Annotated in this window: 14 protein-coding genes and 3 pseudogenes; 14 read left to right on the top strand and 3 right to left on the bottom strand. The window is 63.7% G+C overall.

Annotated elements, in window-relative coordinates:
* From AZG88_RS50320 to AZG88_RS22985, 9 genes and pseudogenes are all read left to right on the top strand, one after another.
* On the top strand, positions 1-449 hold a 449-nt coding region (locus tag AZG88_RS50320; RefSeq protein WP_156517585.1), incomplete at its 5' end, for a tyrosine-type recombinase/integrase.
* Between the two features lie 98 nt (positions 450-547).
* Positions 548-871 (top strand): annotated as a pseudogene (locus AZG88_RS50325) (transposase); the annotation flags it as partial.
* A gap of 303 nt (positions 872-1174) precedes the next feature.
* On the top strand, positions 1175-1816 hold the full coding sequence (locus AZG88_RS22945) for a ScbR family autoregulator-binding transcription factor (RefSeq protein ID WP_061699249.1): 642 nt from the start codon (positions 1175-1177) through the stop codon (positions 1814-1816).
* A 1494-nt stretch (positions 1817-3310) separates the two neighbouring features.
* Positions 3311-4780, top strand: a complete 1470-nt coding sequence (locus tag AZG88_RS22960; RefSeq protein ID WP_061699256.1) for a nitrate/nitrite transporter — start codon at positions 3311-3313, stop codon at positions 4778-4780.
* Positions 4781-5022: 242 nt separating this feature from the next.
* Positions 5023-5688, top strand: a complete 666-nt coding sequence (locus tag AZG88_RS22965; RefSeq protein ID WP_061699258.1) for a hypothetical protein — start codon at positions 5023-5025, stop codon at positions 5686-5688.
* 21 nt (positions 5689-5709) lie between these two features.
* A pseudogene (locus tag AZG88_RS50330) lies at positions 5710-6393 on the top strand (transposase); the annotation flags it as partial.
* A gap of 252 nt (positions 6394-6645) precedes the next feature.
* Positions 6646-7290, top strand: a complete 645-nt coding sequence (locus AZG88_RS22975; protein WP_061699263.1) for a DUF1989 domain-containing protein — start codon at positions 6646-6648, stop codon at positions 7288-7290.
* Positions 7283-8485 carry an oxidoreductase gene (locus AZG88_RS22980; protein ID WP_061699265.1) on the top strand — a complete coding sequence of 401 codons (1203 nt, stop codon included), beginning with the start codon at positions 7283-7285 and terminating at the stop codon, positions 8483-8485. The genes AZG88_RS22975 and AZG88_RS22980 overlap by 8 nt, the downstream gene beginning before the upstream one ends.
* The gene (locus AZG88_RS22985; RefSeq protein ID WP_061699267.1) at positions 8469-9332 is read left to right on the top strand and encodes a polysaccharide deacetylase family protein; all 864 of its coding nucleotides are present in this window, start codon (positions 8469-8471) and stop codon (positions 9330-9332) included. The genes AZG88_RS22980 and AZG88_RS22985 overlap by 17 nt, the downstream gene beginning before the upstream one ends.
* 7 nt (positions 9333-9339) lie before the next feature.
* On the opposite strand, the gene AZG88_RS22990 is transcribed toward AZG88_RS22985, so the two are convergent.
* Complete coding sequence (locus tag AZG88_RS22990; protein ID WP_231914143.1) at positions 9340-10908, bottom strand: PucR family transcriptional regulator; 1569 nt, start codon at positions 10906-10908, stop codon at positions 9340-9342.
* 163 nt (positions 10909-11071) lie between these two features.
* Between AZG88_RS22990 and AZG88_RS22995 the strand changes: the two genes are divergently transcribed.
* The 4 genes from AZG88_RS22995 (at position 11072) to AZG88_RS23010 (ending at position 15685) form a co-directional block, all read left to right on the top strand.
* Positions 11072-11596: a VOC family protein gene (locus tag AZG88_RS22995; protein WP_197487914.1), complete on the top strand. Its 525-nt coding sequence runs from the start codon at positions 11072-11074 to the stop codon at positions 11594-11596.
* A 131-nt stretch (positions 11597-11727) separates the two neighbouring features.
* The gene (locus AZG88_RS54000) at positions 11728-13230 is read left to right on the top strand and encodes a purine-cytosine permease family protein (RefSeq protein ID WP_061699272.1); all 1503 of its coding nucleotides are present in this window, start codon (positions 11728-11730) and stop codon (positions 13228-13230) included.
* A gap of 62 nt (positions 13231-13292) precedes the next feature.
* Entirely contained in the window at positions 13293-14345 is a 1053-nt protein-coding gene (locus AZG88_RS54005; protein WP_061699274.1) for a flavin reductase family protein, read from the top strand.
* A 26-nt stretch (positions 14346-14371) separates the two neighbouring features.
* Positions 14372-15685 carry an amidase family protein gene (locus tag AZG88_RS23010; RefSeq protein WP_063886870.1) on the top strand — a complete coding sequence of 438 codons (1314 nt, stop codon included), beginning with the start codon at positions 14372-14374 and terminating at the stop codon, positions 15683-15685.
* A 220-nt stretch (positions 15686-15905) separates the two neighbouring features.
* Here the strand turns inward: AZG88_RS23010 and AZG88_RS23015 are convergent.
* Positions 15906-16627: pseudogene (locus tag AZG88_RS23015) on the bottom strand (IS6 family transposase).
* A gap of 2 nt (positions 16628-16629) precedes the next feature.
* On the opposite strand from AZG88_RS23015, the gene AZG88_RS51940 reads away from it, so the two are divergent.
* On the top strand, positions 16630-16875 hold the full coding sequence (locus AZG88_RS51940) for a hypothetical protein (protein ID WP_156517587.1): 246 nt from the start codon (positions 16630-16632) through the stop codon (positions 16873-16875).
* Between the two features lie 208 nt (positions 16876-17083).
* On the opposite strand, the gene AZG88_RS55075 is transcribed toward AZG88_RS51940, so the two are convergent.
* Positions 17084-17233: a YegP family protein gene (locus AZG88_RS55075; RefSeq protein ID WP_082833437.1), complete on the bottom strand. Its 150-nt coding sequence runs from the start codon at positions 17231-17233 to the stop codon at positions 17084-17086.
* Position 17234 lies beyond the last annotated feature (1 nt).

Below are 17234 nucleotides of genomic sequence, written 5' to 3' on the forward strand. Positions count from 1 at the left end.
TCGTGCCCCTTGCCGGCAAGACGATCGAGCACCTGCGCGTCTACCTGAAAGAATTCCACCCGAACATCGCGGGCCAACCCGCGACGCGTCCGCTGTTCTACAGCCTCCGCGGCGGCCAGCCCGTCGGCTTGTCGAGCGACACCGTCGCGGCCGTAGTCAAACAGGCCGCGGCGACCGCGCGAAAGACCTGCCCCACAATGCCGGCCAGGATCCACTGCCACATGCTGCGCAAAACGAAGGCCATGGACCTTTACCGGCACGGCATCCCACTGCCGATCATCATGAGACTTCTCGGCCACGAAAACGTCTCGACAACCGCCGCCTTCTACGCATTCTCCACCATCGACATGATGCGCGCCGCCGTCGACGCCGCCACCCCAACACCCGGCGACCCCGCCGAACACCCCCTCGCCGAAGACGCACTGCAAGCCCTCTACAGCCTGCGATGAACCTGAATCGTTAAGCCGAAGAATCCGACAGAAACAGGCAACTGACCAGACCCGCCCCCCGATTCCTCGGCTTAACAAAAACCTCGGCATAATCGGAGTTAAGCGGAATTCGGTTTAACTCGGACAACGGGGCTCAATATGCATCGGCTGAGTTCGCTGACCTCTGCCGCGAGTTGGGGGTGACGACATCGCGGGGTGCGGTCGGGACGTCGGCGGACAACGCCGCCGCCGAATCGCTGAACGCGACGTTGAAACGGGAGACGTTGCAGGGGCGGAAGCGCTGGAACAGTGCGGGCGAGGCGCGCGCTGCCGTGTTCCGCTGGATCACGCGATACAACACCAGAAGGAGGCATTCCACTCTCGGCCAAATCTGTCCGATCGAGTACGAGCAGCGATCGGCTAGGCTGGCCACCGCCGCATAGGAACTGGTGTCCACATCTCGGGGGGAACGCCCGAAGTGCAGCCGCCGGCCGCCGCCCTGAACGCCGTCGCCCGTCCGGCTCACCCCTGGGGCAGTCCTTGTCGACGAAATCCGAAATCCGAAATCCGGGCGGCGGGTCATCTTCTACGAGGCCGGAAAGCCTTGCAGAATAGGGGGCCACACAGAACACCATGCGACGAACCTCCGCATCGGGTATGCATGTGCAGTGCGTCGTTCGACCCCATTCAGGACGGTTCAGGACAGCCGTCCGGCCAGATGATCTCGGTACTCGAAGGGCAGGTGGATGGCCACCCAGAAGCGGGCGGAAGTCACTCGTCGCGCATTGCTCCATGCCGCGGCCGAGGTGTTCACCCGCCGCGGCTACGCAGACACGAAGCTGAGCGAGATCCTCACCCAGGCCCTGGCCACCAAGGGGGCACTGTACTTTCACTACGCCTCCAAGGAAGAACTCGCCCGCGCCGTCATCGAGGAAGGCACGAGCCGGTTCACTGCCGTGTGCACCCCGCATCTCGCCTCCCCCACGCCGGCATTCGAGGCCATGATCGGCATCTCATTCGTCACCGTCGACGCCGCCCTCAACGACGCGGTGATGGGGGCAACATTCCGCCTCATCACCGAAATGGGCGACTACCGAAGTTCAGAGACGGACACCTTCGCGACCTGGACATCCACCTACCAACTCCTGGCCCGCCGAGCAATCGACGAGGGCGACCTGCGCGAGAACACCGATCCGGACGCAGTCGGTCAGCTCCTGGTGGAACTCTTCGCCGGAGCACGCCTCCTGGCCACCGACAACCCTGTCGCCCTGCCCACGCGTACCGCGATGGCGTGGGACCTGCTCCTCCCGGTGCTGGTGACCACCCCGAAGATCGACTACTTCCGACAATTCGTCACCCGGAGGCTGCCCACGGTGGGTCTGCCGTGAAGGTTGCCATGTCAGGAAGCTCCGCCTGTAGCTCGGCCGGACCGCCACCGAACACAGCCACGGACACCGCCGACCGGAGTTCTCACGCGGGGTCCGCACCACCGACGCGGGGGTCGGCGGCCGCGTTCGCGCCGAACCCGACTTCCTCACCACCACGGACACCCGGATACTTTTGTGGCACAACACCGTCTAACAACCCAGCGCCGACGAGGAACAAGAGTGGCCTCCACACCGACGTGCACCCCTCCCCCCGCGTGGCTGCTGCGATACACCAAATGGATTGGATGCGCCCCAACCAACCCGGTGACCGACCGCAGCGGCGTGACGTGTCCCCAAGGCGACCGACGACAAGGAGTAGATCTTTCCCGCCCGCCGTCGTGGACTCCGACGCCATCCCCATACCCATACCCCAGCCCTGTCGCTCATCTCCTGCGCACCCGAATCGACCTGCACCCATCTCGGTGCGGGACACCGAGAAGATTCTCACCGACCGCGGACAGCCCAACCTGCGGCAGGACACCGTCCACAAATCCTCTCCCCCAGCCTGCGTGCTGCCCTGCGACTGGGAAACCTGTGACACCGGTGGCTCACTCGCAGTCAGACCAGACCCCACGCGGCGGGCAGGCACCGTCGACGCCGTCCCGCCCCCAGGGCGGTCGGTTCTGCATTTCCGCCGAATCGACCCTGGAACCCGCACGATGTCAATGACATTCATCCAGGATCGGGCGTTGACCACGACGGCGCACTCCGGCCGGCACGTGGCCAGCTCGCTGTGATCCTGCACGACTTCCTCAATCACCGCACCCAGTACGTCGAGGCGAATTGTGTCGCCGCGGTTTGTGACGACTCTTCCTCGGCAGCTTGGCAGCACAGTCGACTTCGATGTCTATTCGGTGCGCGTTAATCCACGTCCTATCTTCCGTGTCTGTCTCGGCCTCGGCCTCCGGACCGATGTCGTGTCACACACCGACGGTGCTGCTGTGGGGCACGGTCGAGAAGGTCGGGTTGACCGCGGGAATGTGGAGCGCTGCCGATCCGATTGTGCGGGCCTTGACCGCGCATGATCGGAAACATCGTGCCCGAGCTTGCCATGACGCTCCGTCTTCGGTGGGGTAAGCCTGGTCGAGATCCCACCACTCCGGTCCGCCCTGAAGCGTTCGGGCAGGACGCCTTCGAATCAGCAGTGCCCGCACGATCACCACACTCACCGCCGATGCCCACCAGGCGACCGCAGCGATCAACACCTCCCTGCGCTGCGGCCAGGAACACCGCGGCGAGGAACACCGCCTGTCCCGTGATCGGGAAAACACGCTCCAACCAGGGCATATGGATATGTAACGTGTGTTGCGCAACGGTCACGGTGTTGTTTCGGGGTGCTGTCTTCGGCGCAGTTGTCGGGGTGAGCGAAGTGTAAGCGCCCCGACACCACCGGCCATCGAGCGGACATATTCCGTCTCTATGGTTCTGCGAATCTTCAATCTCAGGAGTTAAGCCGTGACAACATTATCTCAGCGCCCTTCGAACTCATCGCCTGCCCCGGTATCGATCGGGCATCGGATCGACAAGTGGGACCCCGAGGACGTGGCCGCCTGGGAGGCGGGCGGGAGGAACATTGCCCGCCGCAACCTCCTCGGCTCCATCCTCGCCGAGCACATCGGGTTTTCGGTGTGGTCGGTGTGGTCGGTGATGGTGCTGTTCATGCCCGCGGCGGTCTACCACATCGATGCAGCCGGAAAGTTCTTCCTCGTTGCCATCCCCACCCTGGTCGGCGCGGTTCTCCGCCTGCCCTACACCTTCGCCACCACCACGTTCGGTGGCCGCAACTGGACCATCATCAGCGCACTGGCGCTGCTGGTTCCGATGACCTTGACCCTGTACTTCATCTCGCGGCCTGAAACGGGCTACACCACGTTCATGATCGTCGCCGCATTCGCCGGACTCGGCGGCGGGAACTTCGCGTCCTCGATGACCAACATCAACGCGTTCTACCCGCAACGACTCAAGGGCTGGGCCCTGGGTTTGAACGCGGGCGGCGGGAACATCGGTGTTCCGGCCATCCAGTTGATCGGCCTGCTGGTGATCGCCACCTGGGGCAACCGCAGCCCTCAGATCGTCTGCGCGGTGTACCTGGTGCTCATCGGCATCGCCGCCGTGATCGCCGCCCTCTACATGGACAACCTCACCGACCAGAAGACCGACGCACGATCCCTGCTCGATGTACTCAAATTCCGTGACTCCTGGATCGTCTCGTTCCTCTACATCGGAACATTCGGATCGTTCATCGGATTCAGCTTCGCCTTCGGCCAGATCCTGCAACTGAACTTCCTCGCCGGACTCACCAACGGCGCTCCGGCGGCCCCCGCCATGCAAGCCACCGCCGCCCTGCACGCCGCGCAAATCGCCTTTATCGGACCGCTTCTCGGGTCGCTGTCCCGCCCACTCGGCGGACGCCTGGCAGACAAGGTCGGCGGCGGCCGGATCACCCTCTACAGTTTCGTGGCGATGATGGCATCCGCCGGTGTCCTCGTCGTCGCCGGTACCGTGGACGACTCCACCCCCGGGGCCGCGAACACCACCATCATGACCGCCTACGTCGTCGGATTCATCCTGCTGTTCGTCATCTCCGGAATCGGCAACGGATCCGTCTACAAAATGATCCCGGCGATCTTCGCGGCGAAAGCCGCAGCACTGCACCCCCACGACGCACCCACCGCCGCCGTCTGGTCGCGCACCATGTCCGGAGCACTGATCGGCATCGCCGGCGCCGTCGGCGCCCTCGGCGGAGTCGCCATCAACCTCGTCCTGCGCGCCTCCTACCTTGGGACACACAAGTCCGCCACCACAGCGTTCTGGGTGTTCGCCGCGTTCTACATCATCTGCGCCGCGATCACCTGGACCATGTACCTCCGGCGACCGACCGCCTCGACACCCTCCACGACCGGCACTCTCACGCCTGCTCTCTGAGCAACAACGAACGGGAACGAACGGGAACGCACGGGAACGCCGACTCATCCACGGAACCCCGTTCAGCAGAACACCATCCCAGCCTTGGTTGCTGCACGCCCAGCGTGCGGGTCAACACCCTCACGACGGCAATTCAGCGCCTTCGGCCGCGTCCACCGACGCTGCCGTCATCCGCCGGACAAGTCCAGCACAGCAGGGACCGTACGGACCCGACACAAACATCGAGAAGGAAACCCCCGAGAATGAAAATGTCCACACTGATGGCCGTCGCCGCCATGACCATCGCGTCGATGGGAATCGTCGCCGGCACCGCCCACGCGGAACCCGCACCGGCCCCGGCCGCCGGGGTCGGGTGGAACCTCACCCGCAACGGTGACCAGGTCATCATCGACACCACGGCCGGGTCACTGAGCAACGAGAACAACCACCTGATCGTCCGCGACGCCAACGGCACCACCGTCGAGTCCGTGCCCCTGTCGCTCGCCGTCGACGGCTTCGCACACCCCGTCGCCGCACAAATCAACGGCCGCACCGCGACCCTGACCACCGACACCAACCCGGCCGCAGCAACCCCCGTCAACCTCCCGTTGCGGCAGGTCGACCTCCCCGCCGCCACCGCCGGAGTCAAGGACAACATCACCCTCACCGCAGCCGTCGGCGGCTTCCTCGGCGCGGCCACCGGTCTGGTCGGCGGCTGCCTCCTCGGCGCAGTAGCCGGGGCCGTGATCTCCGCACCCGCCGCACTGCTGTTCGGCGCGGGCCCAGTGGCAGGATGCATCGGCGGCGCACTACTGGTCGGCGCGGGCGCCTCCCTCGCCGGCACCGCGATCGGCGGCCTCGGCGCCATGGCCGCCAACGCCGATCCGTTCATCACCCTGCTGAACGCACCCCCGACCCCGAAGAAATAGCACCACTCCGCCCCGCTCGATGTGCGGCCCGCCCATCATGGGCGGGCCGCACTCGCTCCGCTCCGAGGCTCGATTCCGCAGGAGACGATCGAGAAGATTCTGTATCTGACGCAGAATTATCGCCCCGAGGGAGAAACTCATCGGAGTTGCCGGACAATGGCTGACGCAGTCGGGGTCTCGAAAGACAAAGTGCAGCGCGTGTGGTCGGCCCGGGGCCTCAAGCCGCATAGGGTCGACACCTTCAAATTGTCGAACGATCCTCGGTTCGAGGAGAAGCTCGTCGACATTATTGGGCTCTACCTGAACCCGCAGGAGAAGGCGATCGTGTTGTGCGCGGATGAGAAGTCGTCGGTGCAAGCCCTCGACCGCACTCAGGCGTCGCTGCCTGTGGTCATCTGATCCTCGACAACTACGCCACCACAAGCACCCGAACGTCCAAGCCTGGCTCACCAAACATCCGCGGTTCCAATTGCACACACCTACCTCCTCGTCCTGGCTCAATCTCGTCGGGCGCTGGTTCCGAGAGTTGACGGACAAAGCGCTGCGGCACGGGGTGTTTCACTCGGTACACGATCTGATCGATTCGATCCAGGAATACCTCGACGCGCACAATGACCTCCACGTCCGTACGTCTGGACCGCGACGGCCGACTCCATCCTCGCGAAAGTCGGCCGTGGACGAATTGCTCTCGAAAAGATCAGCTAGACACACCACTAGCAGGCGATCGCGACGCTGCAGCGTTACTGGCAGTCGTTTCGCGAGTCAATTCAGCTCCGACGACGACACCGCAACGCTGTGCGTGTGCGTGCACGGACTCCGGCATGGAAAGGCGATCGCGCCACCCGGCAGGACGCCGCGGCCACCGAGCCGCTGTGCGCCCTCGATGTGTGATCATTCATCAGCTTCCTGCACAGGCTGTATGAAACGCCATTGCCGCTTGTCTGCGGGGTGTCTTGGATGGAACTCATGAAGTTGATGAACGAGAGTCGGATCGTTGTACCACCACGGCAGGGCCGAGCAGTTGTTCTCACCAGGGGGCAACGGGTGCGACTAGAAGATATCGATGGCGGCCAGGTCGGTGATGTGTTCGCTTTCTCGGCGGATGACGTCTCGGAGTTCCACAGCGCGTCGCACACGCGCGCACACAACAGCCGCCTGTTTCCTCTTGTGGGGGAGTCATTCGTCACCAATCGGCGCCGTCCCATCCTGACACTGGTCGCTGACACATCGCCCGGTATTCACGACATGCTGATCGCGGCGTGCGATCCCGCCCGCTACGCCGCTCTGGGCGCGACTGGGCACGCGTCCTGCGCGGAGAACCTCCATTCGGCATTGGCGGAACTCGGGCTGACGAGTCAGGTGGTCCCACAGCCGATCAATATCTTCATGCGGATACCGGTCGCCGGGGATGGCGGTCTGAGTTGGCTCTCGGCACCCACCCGCGGCGGCGAAGCGGTCACCTTCGAAGCAGCTATGGACTGCGTTCTGGTCCTGTCGGCGTGTCCTCAAGATCTCACTGCCATAAACGGTGAGCGCCCGACCGCATTGGCGATCGATCTTCTTGCCGATGCTGAAACACAAGGGTCGATCGCGAATGACTAGCTCTGCGCCGAAACGGCACTCCGCGCTACGCCCCGCCAGGATCGGGGTGCTGGGACTCGCAAATAGTCTGGTCGTCGCACCGATGACCCGGGTCTCGGCGAACGCTGACGGAACCCCCACTACAGAGATGGCCGATTACTACGGCGAGTTCGCAGCAGGCGGGTTCGGGCTGATCATTACCGAGGGCACTTACACGGATGCCACGCATAGCCAGGGCTATCTCAATCAGCCCGGGCTTGTATCGCACCGTCATGTGGAGGGCTGGCGACGGGTCGTGGACCGTGTCCACGATGCTGGTGGACGTGTCATTGCGCAACTGATGCACGCGGGCGCGCTTGCCCAGGGCAACTACTACGGTGCCGAGTCCATCGCCCCATCGCCGCTCGCCCCGCGAGGGATGATGCTGGCGGAGTATGGCGGGGCCGGACGATGGCCGGTTCCCCGTGCGATGCGATTCGACGACATCACCCAGGTCACCCTCAGATTCGTCAGCGCGGCACGGAATGCGTTCGACGCCGGATTTGACGGAGTGGAGATTCACGCGGCCAATGGGTATCTGTTGGACCAGTTTCTCACCGACTACACGAACCACAGAACTGACTCTTTCGGCGGTGATATCAGTGGGCGCATACGACTGACCGAGCAGATCGTGCGGGAAGTGCGGCGCGCGGTGGGGAACCAGATGACGGTCGGAGTCCGACTCTCCCAGACGAAGGTCAACGATTTCACCTATCGGTGGCCCGGGGGAATAGGCGATGCCGAAGTCGTCTTTACCACGGTCGCAGCAGCGGGTGCAGACTATTTGCATATCGCCAGTGAAGGCAGGAATTTCGTCGAGACAGCACGCATGGCGGACGGACGCACGATCACACAGGTCGCCAACCAAGCATCGAAACTGCTGCCTGTCATCGCGAATGGGGGTATGCATGATCTCGAGCAGGCCAAGAATGTTCTCGATGGCGGACACGCCGATCTTGTTTCGCTGGGGCGCGGGGCACTGGCCAATCCCGATCTTCCCCGCAGGCTCGCCCAGGGAGCCGGAGTAGACGATTTCGACAGGTTCGATCACTCGATGCTCGAGCCGGTCGCGACAATTGACAACGCCAGGCAATGGGCCGTGGTGAGATCGGGGACGCGGGCACCCTTGGGCTCGGCGCGGACACAAAGGAGTGAACCGGATGGGAACCTGGCATAACGGTGCCGCGGCGGTCGTCACGTTGACATTCGATGTCGATGCGGAGACGCCGGTCCTCGCAGAAGGTCGTCGATACGCCGACAATCTCATGACGATGTCGCATCAGTCTTACGGCCCCGATGTCGGAGTTCCACGAATACTCGACCTTCTCGAGGACATGAATGTTCCCGCGACTTTTTTCATCCCCGGGTGGGTCGCCGAGCATCGTCCCGGATTGGCGGACTCGATCGTCCAGCGTGGACACGAGGTGGCTCATCACTCGTACAGTCATCGGTCGCCGACGTCGATGACCGCTGACGAGGAGCGAGCTGACTTCGAACGTGCCGTAGAAGTTTTCAGCAGCCAGCGAATCGAGATCGCTGGCCACCGCGCAGCCTCCTGGGGAGCGAGCTGGCAGACGCCAAGTTTGGTCGCCGAGTACGGCCTGATCTATGACTCATCCCTCATGGGCGACGATCGTCCCTATGAAATCGCCACGAACTTGACGCCGATAGTCGAGCTGCCGGTCCACTGGTCGCTCGATGATTGGGAGCAATACGCGTTTCTGCCGGATCCGCATATCGGTTCGGTCATCGAGTCCCCTGTGAAGGTCACCGAGATGTGGCGCGCAGAACTCGATGGGATGCGCCGGTACCAATGCCTGTTCAATCTCTGCATGCATCCGTTCTTGTCTGGAAGACCCGGGCGGATAATGGCGTTACGGACGTTCATCGAGGAGACACTCGAGGCCGGCGATGTCCACTTCGCCCGCTGCCGAGATCTCGCGCAGGCGGTTCGAGATGACGCATCGATCAGTCCTCGCCGGCTGGTGCGGCCTCCTGTTCCGCCCGACGTCTATCCACTCTGACCGCCCCCTACCCCATCTCGTCCGCTTCCAGAGCGAGGAACAGATCAACCGCGTCCTCGACCTTGTTGACGTCGCGGCCGGTCAACTCCGTGATGCGTGAAATACGGTTTCGCAACGTATTGACGTGCACGTAGAGGTCGGTGGCGGTGGCCGACCAGTGGCCGTCGTTGCGGAGAAAAGCGCGCAGCGTTCGTTCGAGTTCGCTGCCATTTCGTGCATCTGCCGTTCGGAGGGGACCGAGAACGTCATCGGCGAAACGCCGCAGGATTGTGCGGTCGTGCAGACCGAGCAGCATCCGATGGGTGCCGACCTCTGCGAACGTCGCGGTCCTCGGTCCCCTGCTCCGCCGTCTGAGCACGTGGCATGCCTCGCGCGAGCGGACAAGCGAATCACGCAATCCTGCTGCGTTCCGGGCCAACTCACCGATGCCCACGACGGTCCGGTCGAGAGCGAGACGTAACGCCAGGACCTCTGCGAGGGACTCTGCCAGATCGGCAAGGGCACCTGTATTCGTCCAGGGGAAGATGGTGACGATGTCATGGCTCCCGGCGGCAACGATCACCGGCGTACCACGGCTCCTGAAAAACTGTTCGACCTCCTCGGTCGATCCCTCGGGCGGTGCATCTGCAGCTCCGACGGCGATGGTGAGAACGGCCAGCGGGCCCGACGGGTCGATACCGAAGGCGCGCAACCGATCGGGGACCTCGGCGGCCCGTGCTGCTCCGGAGAGGATCATCTCGAGCACTTCCCCGGAGAAGCGGGACTCGATCGCATGCAGGGCCTGTTTCTTCGCGACCTCCAAGCTCAAGAATCGGGCGGCCTGCTCGAGCGCGGCCTGCTCGTTCCGTTCGAGTTCATGGAGCGGTTTCAAGCACAGCAGGCCCGCGTCGACCGAACCCACGGCACCTTCGACGAGATACACCACTGCAGAACCTACTCCGGACAGAGTCACTTCCAGCGGTGGTGGATGCTGTGCAAGCGCCTGGCCGGCGATCCGCAGTTGGTCACTGTCAATTCCCTTGGCCGCCTCTCCCATGGCGGCCAGGCACGACCCTGCGCGGTCGACGACGAGCAACGGCAGATCGTAGTCCTTGCTGAGGATCTCGAGGACCCCGGTGGCGCCGGCGCCACGCGTCAACGAGGCTGCGAGGGCGTTGCCACGGCGGATCATTCCCTCGAGAACATCCGTTCTGGCTTCGCTCTGGATCTTCGCGGCCGCTTGCGTGATGGCGGTGAAGGGCACCTCGATGGACAACTTCAGGAGGGTGATGCGCGCGTTCTCGCATGCGGTGACCAGATCCGGGGGGACCTGCGGCGTTTCCTTGGTCAAGCCGAACACGAGTCCACTCGCACGTGCCCTGACGAGGGAGCCGACGAAAGCATCGGCGGTGATACTGGTATGCCACAGCCCGTTGGTCAGGACCAACTCAGTCTCACGAATGTACGGTGCGGGATCCGGTAGTTCGGTGTTGTGCAACCACAACACTTCGTCCTTGCCGATATCTCCCGCGCCCCGCACGAGCAACGTCAGCTCCAAGGTGGGGTCCGCTAGTAATGCCCCGACCGATAGCACCATAACTGTGACTCTCTACACCTTCTCCGCCGATCTGGTGGATAAACACACACTACCGCGGCGGGTCAGGCGGTGTTTGTATGGGCTACATCACCCCATCGGGTGGAGCTGCTCGCCACGCGACCAAGGACCACACATGACTTCATTGCCAGTTTCCATCCCCGACGTGCTCGACGAATACAGGCTGAGCAACAGTTTCCTCGGAAACGTCATCGAGATCTGCATTGTGACCGCCGACTATCGAAAGACCATCGAGGGACTGATCCGGCTCGGCATCGGACCGTGGCGGGTCTACACGTTCAGCTCATCGAACGTGCAAGATCAAACCTACCGAGGTGCTGAGAGTGAATTCTCACTGAAAGTGGCCTTCGCCATCAACGACAACATCACCTGGGAACTGATGCAGCCGATCGAGGGCCGCAGCATCATGGCGGAGTTCCTGGAAAATCACGGCGAGGGAATCCACCACGTGGCCTTTGATTGCAATGGCGCGCCGTGGGAGGAACGCATCAAGATGTTCGCCGAACGCGGCTTCGAGAAGACCCAGTCCGGTTTGTGGGCGGACGGGAACTCGTTCGCATTCTTCGACACCGAGGCCGCCACGACAACCTGTTTCGAGACGTACCATTTTCCGCCCGACTTCGAGTATCCCGAGCCGGAGGAATGGCTGCCGGCGCCGCCGCCGCGCTGACGAGGCCCTCGCCCACCTCGATCACCGCGCCGTCACGCCAGGACTCGAGCTGCGGCATCACACCGGTTCCCAGCCACCCCGCTGCGCACCACACCCACGTCCATCCCCCACCGGCTCACCGAGGAACCGTTATGCCCTCCGAACTCGCCACCTCAGCCGCCGCACCCCAACAGAGTGCGTTCCACGTCGAGAAACACGGCTTCGATTTCATCCCGCTCGACGAACGCACCATGACGTTGCGCCAAGCAGCGCTGTTCTGGGCCGGCACCCAGGCCAATTTCGTACCCGTCAGTTTAGGAGTTGTCGCTGTCACACTCGGTCTCAACCTCTGGCAAGCGCTGATCTCCGTGATCATCGGATGCTCCTTCTTCGCGTACGTCGGCGTGGCCTGCGTCGCTGGCCCGCGAGCTGGCGTGCCCACGCTCACCTTCACTCGATCCGCATTCGGACCCAAAGGCAATCAACCGAATGTTGCCTTGACCTGGGGGGCGCTAGTGGCGTTCGAAGCCCTCAACACAATCCTCGCAGCTCTCGCGATTCTTGCGTTTCTTCCCGTCATCGGAATCGCTGACCCCGGTCGAACAACCGAGGTCCTCGCCGTGCTCGCCGTCATCGGCCTGTCAGTGGCGGTCGCCGCCCTCGGTCATGCTGCAATGATCTGGCTACAGCGCATAGCCGCCGTCATCCTCGTCGTCGCCCTGATACTCGTACTTGCCACCACCCTCGGTGGTGCGCACTGGGCTGACGGGCAAAGCCTCGATACCGGACATGTGCTTGCGCTGATGACGGTGGCGATTGCCGCCAACGCATCGGGGCCGCTGGCGTACCTCTTCTGCTCACCGGAATGGTTCCGCTACCTGCCGCGCGACGTCAGTGCCCGCAAGGTTTCGTGGACGTTGTTCGCGAGCGGCGGCGGAGTGGCAGTTCTACTAGGGCTTTTGGGCGCCGAACTGGCCTCGCAGGTCGACATGTCGGACCCGCTGGCCGGCCCGAAGGATGCGCTGCCCATCGCGATCTACGCGGTATTCCTGCTTGCCGCCGTGCTCGGCACCCTCGCCAACAACGTCCCGACCCTCTACTCGGCGGGGCTTACCCTCCAGGCGCTGGGCGTCCCCATCTCCCGATTCTTCGCCACCGTCCTCAACGCCGTCATCGCGGCCGGAGTCACGCTCTGGGTCCTCGCCAGTGGCGGATTCCTCGACAGCCTCGAGACATTCGCATCATTGCTGGTGGTATGGCTGGGCCCCTTCGGGGGGGTCTATGTCTCGGACGCCATCCTCCGACGCTGGCGTTGGGATCCCACCGACTTGCACGACCGATCCCCGCGCGGGCAGTACTGGGGACGCAACGGTTGGAACATCCCAGGATGGATTGCGCTCGGCTCAGGCATGCTCACCACCGTCATGACCATGAACAGCGTGATCTATGTCGGCCCAGTAGCGCACGCACTCGGCGGCACCGACCTGAGCTGGCTGTTGGGTCTGCCTGTCAGCGCAGCTGTATACGTCGCCCTGAGCGCGACACGCCTCCGGTCGCCCGACGCCGAACGTCTCGGCCTCGCGGCATGGCACAAACAACAGACCGAACACGAAAGCGAATCGGAAGTCCTCGCGCGCGAGCGGCACTCGTCGTAGCCCACTACCGACCAACAATGGCTATCCACGCTGCCATCCCCGATGACGAAACGAGACCCAGCATGCCGAGCATCGCTGCACTGGACCTCTCGGCCAGGGAGACGTTCCAAATCCTCACCGCCAGCGTCGTTCCGCGACCGATCGCCTGGACATCCACCGTCAGTGCGACCGGGGTGAACAATCTGGCACCCTTCAGTTTCTACACCATCGTCTCCTCGCGCCCCCCGATGTTGCTGTTGAGCATCGAGCCGAAGGCAGGCGGCGCCGTCGAGGACAGCGCCGCGAACATCGAAGCCACGGGTGAGTTCGTCGTCAACACGGTGTCGGTGCCCTCCGCTCACGCACTACATCTGACGAGCCTCGACCATCGGCACGACGTCGACGAATTCGACGTCGTTGGCGTCGCCGCGCTTCCCTCTGCACGCCAACGTCCCCCACGAATCAGGGACGCCGTTGTCAGCATGGAATGCATAGTGCGACACACACTCCGACCGGGAAGCGACCTGCTGATCATCGGAGAAGTCATGACCTTCCACCTCGCCACGGACCTCAGCGACGACACGCATCGACGTCCGCCGACTCAACCCTCTCGGCCGAGTCGCCTGACAGTTCACCGACCTCGGGACGTGGTTCTCCTTCCCGGCATAGCCCCACAGCCGACGCGACACCCCCTCGACGCGAAAGATCCTCATGCCCACATCCGGCCCATCGATTCGCCGCTGACCGGCTTTCACAAGAAACTCACGGTGTTCTCGTGTGGTGGCCCCTTCCTCGGCGGATTCGGTAAATATCGCGGACGTCTGTTGGGGTCGCTGTTCGTGGTGTGGGCCGGCGGGGCCGCCGCTGTCGCGGCCGTCGGGTGGGCCCTGTCCTTCCTCGGACCCGACGCGTGGCGATTCATGCTGGCCGGTCCGGCCGCCTTCGGGATCGCCACGATCTTGATGCGCGCCGGCACACCGGAATCACCACGGTGGTTGCTGAGCAAGGGGAGAACCGCTGACGCAGGACGCCCGCTGTCGGAAACGTCCGCAAGCACCTCACAGGGTGTAATTCTATGGGCCGGCGCACTCTCCGCAGCCGCTGACTCGCCGGTGCGGCCGGGACCGACTTTATGAACTCGGCGCCGGAAACCGCACTGAGCATGGCGCGCCAACTGGCAACGCGCGAAGTGGCCGCGGTGGATCTTCTCGACACCGCAATGCTCCGGACGACCTTGCCAGCTGCCCGCTCGGCGTTGATCACAACCACCACCGAACGCGGTCACCGCGAAGCACGGGCCAGTGACCGCCGCCGAGCGAGGGATGCCCCGCGATCAATCCTCGACGGGATTCCTATCGTCTGGAAGGACCTCTTCGACGTCGAAGGCACCGTCACCACCGCCGGATCACGCAGCAGACTGGACCAGACCCCTGCCGGCCAGGACAGTCGGCTGGTCAGGCACGCCCATCAACGCGGACTCGTGACCGTCGGCAAAACAAACATGAGCGAGTTCGCCTTCTCAGGTCTGGGCATCAACAGCTACTTCGGGACCCCCGTCAACCCCAACAGCAGCGACGCGCCCCTCACCCCTGGCGGGTCATCCTCTGGGGCGGCGGCCGCCGTAGCCGCCGGCGTAGCCCCGCTGTCCGTGGGAACGGATACCTCGGGATCCGTCCGGGTGCCCGCAGCGTTCTGCGGTTTGGTCGGATATCGAGCCAGCGCCGGCAGGTACGGCCCACACGATTTCCTGCCCCTGTCCACAACACTCGACAGCGTCGGAATCATCGCCCGCACGTTGTCGGACATCGCTGCGCTCGACCATGTTTTCGCGGTCATCCGCTCACCGACAACCACACGATCACAAACTCCACCCCGCGTCGTCGTTCCCACCGGGGAGTGGATCGACGACTGCGCACCCGACGTGAGGGGACCGTTCGACAGTGCAATCGCAGCTCTCGCCGACACCGGCACAGATATCGTCACCAAACCCATCTCCGCGATGATCGAAGCCCAGCACCTCATGGACACCTACGGAACAATCGTCGGTGCCGAAGCACTCGCCCGGCACGGTCATCTTCTCCCCCACGCGCCCCATGTCGAAGCAGCGACACTGCGGCGCCTCGCACAGAATCAGTCGCCAACTTCCTCTCTAGGACAGCTCCTCTCGCAGATGATTCACCTTCGACGCCAGTTCACCCGGGAACTGGACGGCGCACTCCTGATGTGCCCCACGGTCCGGCACAATCCCCCGCCGATACACCATCTCCTCGGCAACATCACCGCATACGACCACTACAACGCGAGCACACTGCGCACCACCATGCTGCTCAGCTACCTGGGCACCTGCGGAATCAGCTACCCGCTGCGTGCCTTCGGCAACGCCTCCGCCGGAATGCTGATCTCCCTGCCCGCCAACCAAGACGACCAGCTTCTCACCATCACCGGGAAGCTGCTCGACGTCCTCCAACTCGACTGACTGAACCGTGTCAATGGACACGTGCGCGTCCCTGTGGGCTGGTCGAAAAGCAACGGGTCCAGCGCCCGTTCCTCAGAACGCTCGGCGGGGACGCTCTTCGTCCGCTGCCGCTGGTAACCGTGGGAGCGGCACTGTCAAGTTGATTCAGTGTCTTGATGATTCGGGCTGCGATGTCGTTGCCCGAATCGGTTGACGTGCACAGACTACCCGCGTTTATCGGTCAGGCGGCAGCGGCGTTCGTGGTCGTGCCGGAAATTTCGTTCCAGGTTGCGAAGCGGTCGGTTATTTCGTGTCGCCATGCGGTCGTCGACAGCAGATCCCGGCGCGGCCGGAAGTGTGGCGAGATGCCGCTGAACGCGGACAAGAACCGCTGCGCGTGCCCGGGCGATTTGAAGCGTTTCATCGCCCGCTCCCGCTGTCGAGTCGGCTGATGGGAATTCTCGGCCCGGTTGTTCAGATACCTGGACCGGCGATGCTCCACCGAGGGCAATACCTCGCGGTGAGCGACCTGGTAGCTGGCGAGCCCGTCAGTGACCAGCACGCGCGGCACATACTGCAGGCCCTCGCGGAGTTTGCGGAAGAACTTCTTGGCCGCCTCGGCGTTTCGACGCGACTGGACCAGCACGTCGAGCACGTCGCCGTGCTGGTCGACAGCGCGCCAAAAAATGCTGTGCTCCGTTGATCCTGATGAACACGTCGCCGAGGTGCCATTTGTCGCCGAGTCGGGGCCTGCGGCGTCGCAGCTGGTCGGCGTAGTCCTGACCGAACTTTGCACACCACTGCCGGATCGTTTCGTGCGAGACCTCGATGCCGCGTTCGAGCATCATCTCCTGCACCTGGCGGAAGCAGCGGGAACCGGTGATACAGCCACACGCAGTGGGCGATGATCTGGTGTGGGTAGCGGTGGCCCTTGTACGACGGCATTGCGGTGGTCACGCCCATCGATGCTCCCAGAGACACGGCCGCTCACCAACCTGACAGTGCCCTATGGGGTGCGCATCGGCGAGCGTCGTCGACAGCAGGTCCGCGTAGTGACCGTCCGCGATGGCGCGACGCAGGAGCTCAACACCGACCGGCAAGCGATACCCGTGCCGCGTCATCTGGTCACCTGCCCGCACTACCTACTGCCTGGCCTCGACGGCAGAGCCGAGATCACCATTCCCACCACGGCCTGCCTGACCCCACCGTAGAAACCAGATACCGCGGCGCCGACACAACCCGGCCGCACAAGGTCGACTCGAGACCATCGGGAAAGCCTGCGAACGAGGACCTTTTCGGATCGCCGACTGCAATCACGGTTTTCGTGCGGCCACTCTTTCGCCACGACGACGACCTCCGAAGCGCATCCCCTCCCCACCCCCGCCGGCCACACATCGCGCCGTCGGCCACGTCCTCGGGTCAGGTCAAATCCTCGTTGGGAGCGGAGGCTGCATTGTCCTTGATCGACGCAATCCCGTTCTGGGCCGCCGCCTTCGAGGTGTATCCCTGTCTGGCCGCGATACATCGACGCCTCCGGTTAGTTGCGATGGTCCCGGACGACAGGTTCATC

This window comes from Rhodococcus sp. LB1, assembly GCF_001583455.1.
Lineage (GTDB): Bacteria > Actinomycetota > Actinomycetes > Mycobacteriales > Mycobacteriaceae > Rhodococcus_F > Rhodococcus_F opacus.

Bases quoted from the DNA above. Each gene is read 5' to 3' on its own strand.
- AZG88_RS22945 (WP_061699249.1), top strand. From the start codon at position 1,175: ATGGCCACCCAGAAGCGGGCGGAAGTCACTCGTCGCGCATTGCTCCAT.
- AZG88_RS22965 (WP_061699258.1), top strand. From the start codon at position 5,023: ATGAAAATGTCCACACTGATGGCCGTCGCCGCCATGACCATCGCGTCG.
- AZG88_RS22975 (WP_061699263.1), top strand. From the start codon at position 6,646: ATGGAACTCATGAAGTTGATGAACGAGAGTCGGATCGTTGTACCACCA.
- AZG88_RS22980 (WP_061699265.1), top strand. From the start codon at position 7,283: ATGACTAGCTCTGCGCCGAAACGGCACTCCGCGCTACGCCCCGCCAGG.
- AZG88_RS22985 (WP_061699267.1), top strand. From the start codon at position 8,469: ATGGGAACCTGGCATAACGGTGCCGCGGCGGTCGTCACGTTGACATTC.
- AZG88_RS22990 (WP_231914143.1), bottom strand. From the start codon at position 10,908: ATGGTGCTATCGGTCGGGGCATTACTAGCGGACCCCACCTTGGAGCTG.
- AZG88_RS54000 (WP_061699272.1), top strand. From the start codon at position 11,728: ATGCCCTCCGAACTCGCCACCTCAGCCGCCGCACCCCAACAGAGTGCG.
- AZG88_RS54005 (WP_061699274.1), top strand. From the start codon at position 13,293: ATGCCGAGCATCGCTGCACTGGACCTCTCGGCCAGGGAGACGTTCCAA.
- AZG88_RS23010 (WP_063886870.1), top strand. From the start codon at position 14,372: ATGGCGCGCCAACTGGCAACGCGCGAAGTGGCCGCGGTGGATCTTCTC.
- AZG88_RS51940 (WP_156517587.1), top strand. From the start codon at position 16,630: ATGCTCCCAGAGACACGGCCGCTCACCAACCTGACAGTGCCCTATGGG.
- AZG88_RS55075 (WP_082833437.1), bottom strand. From the start codon at position 17,233: ATGAACCTGTCGTCCGGGACCATCGCAACTAACCGGAGGCGTCGATGT.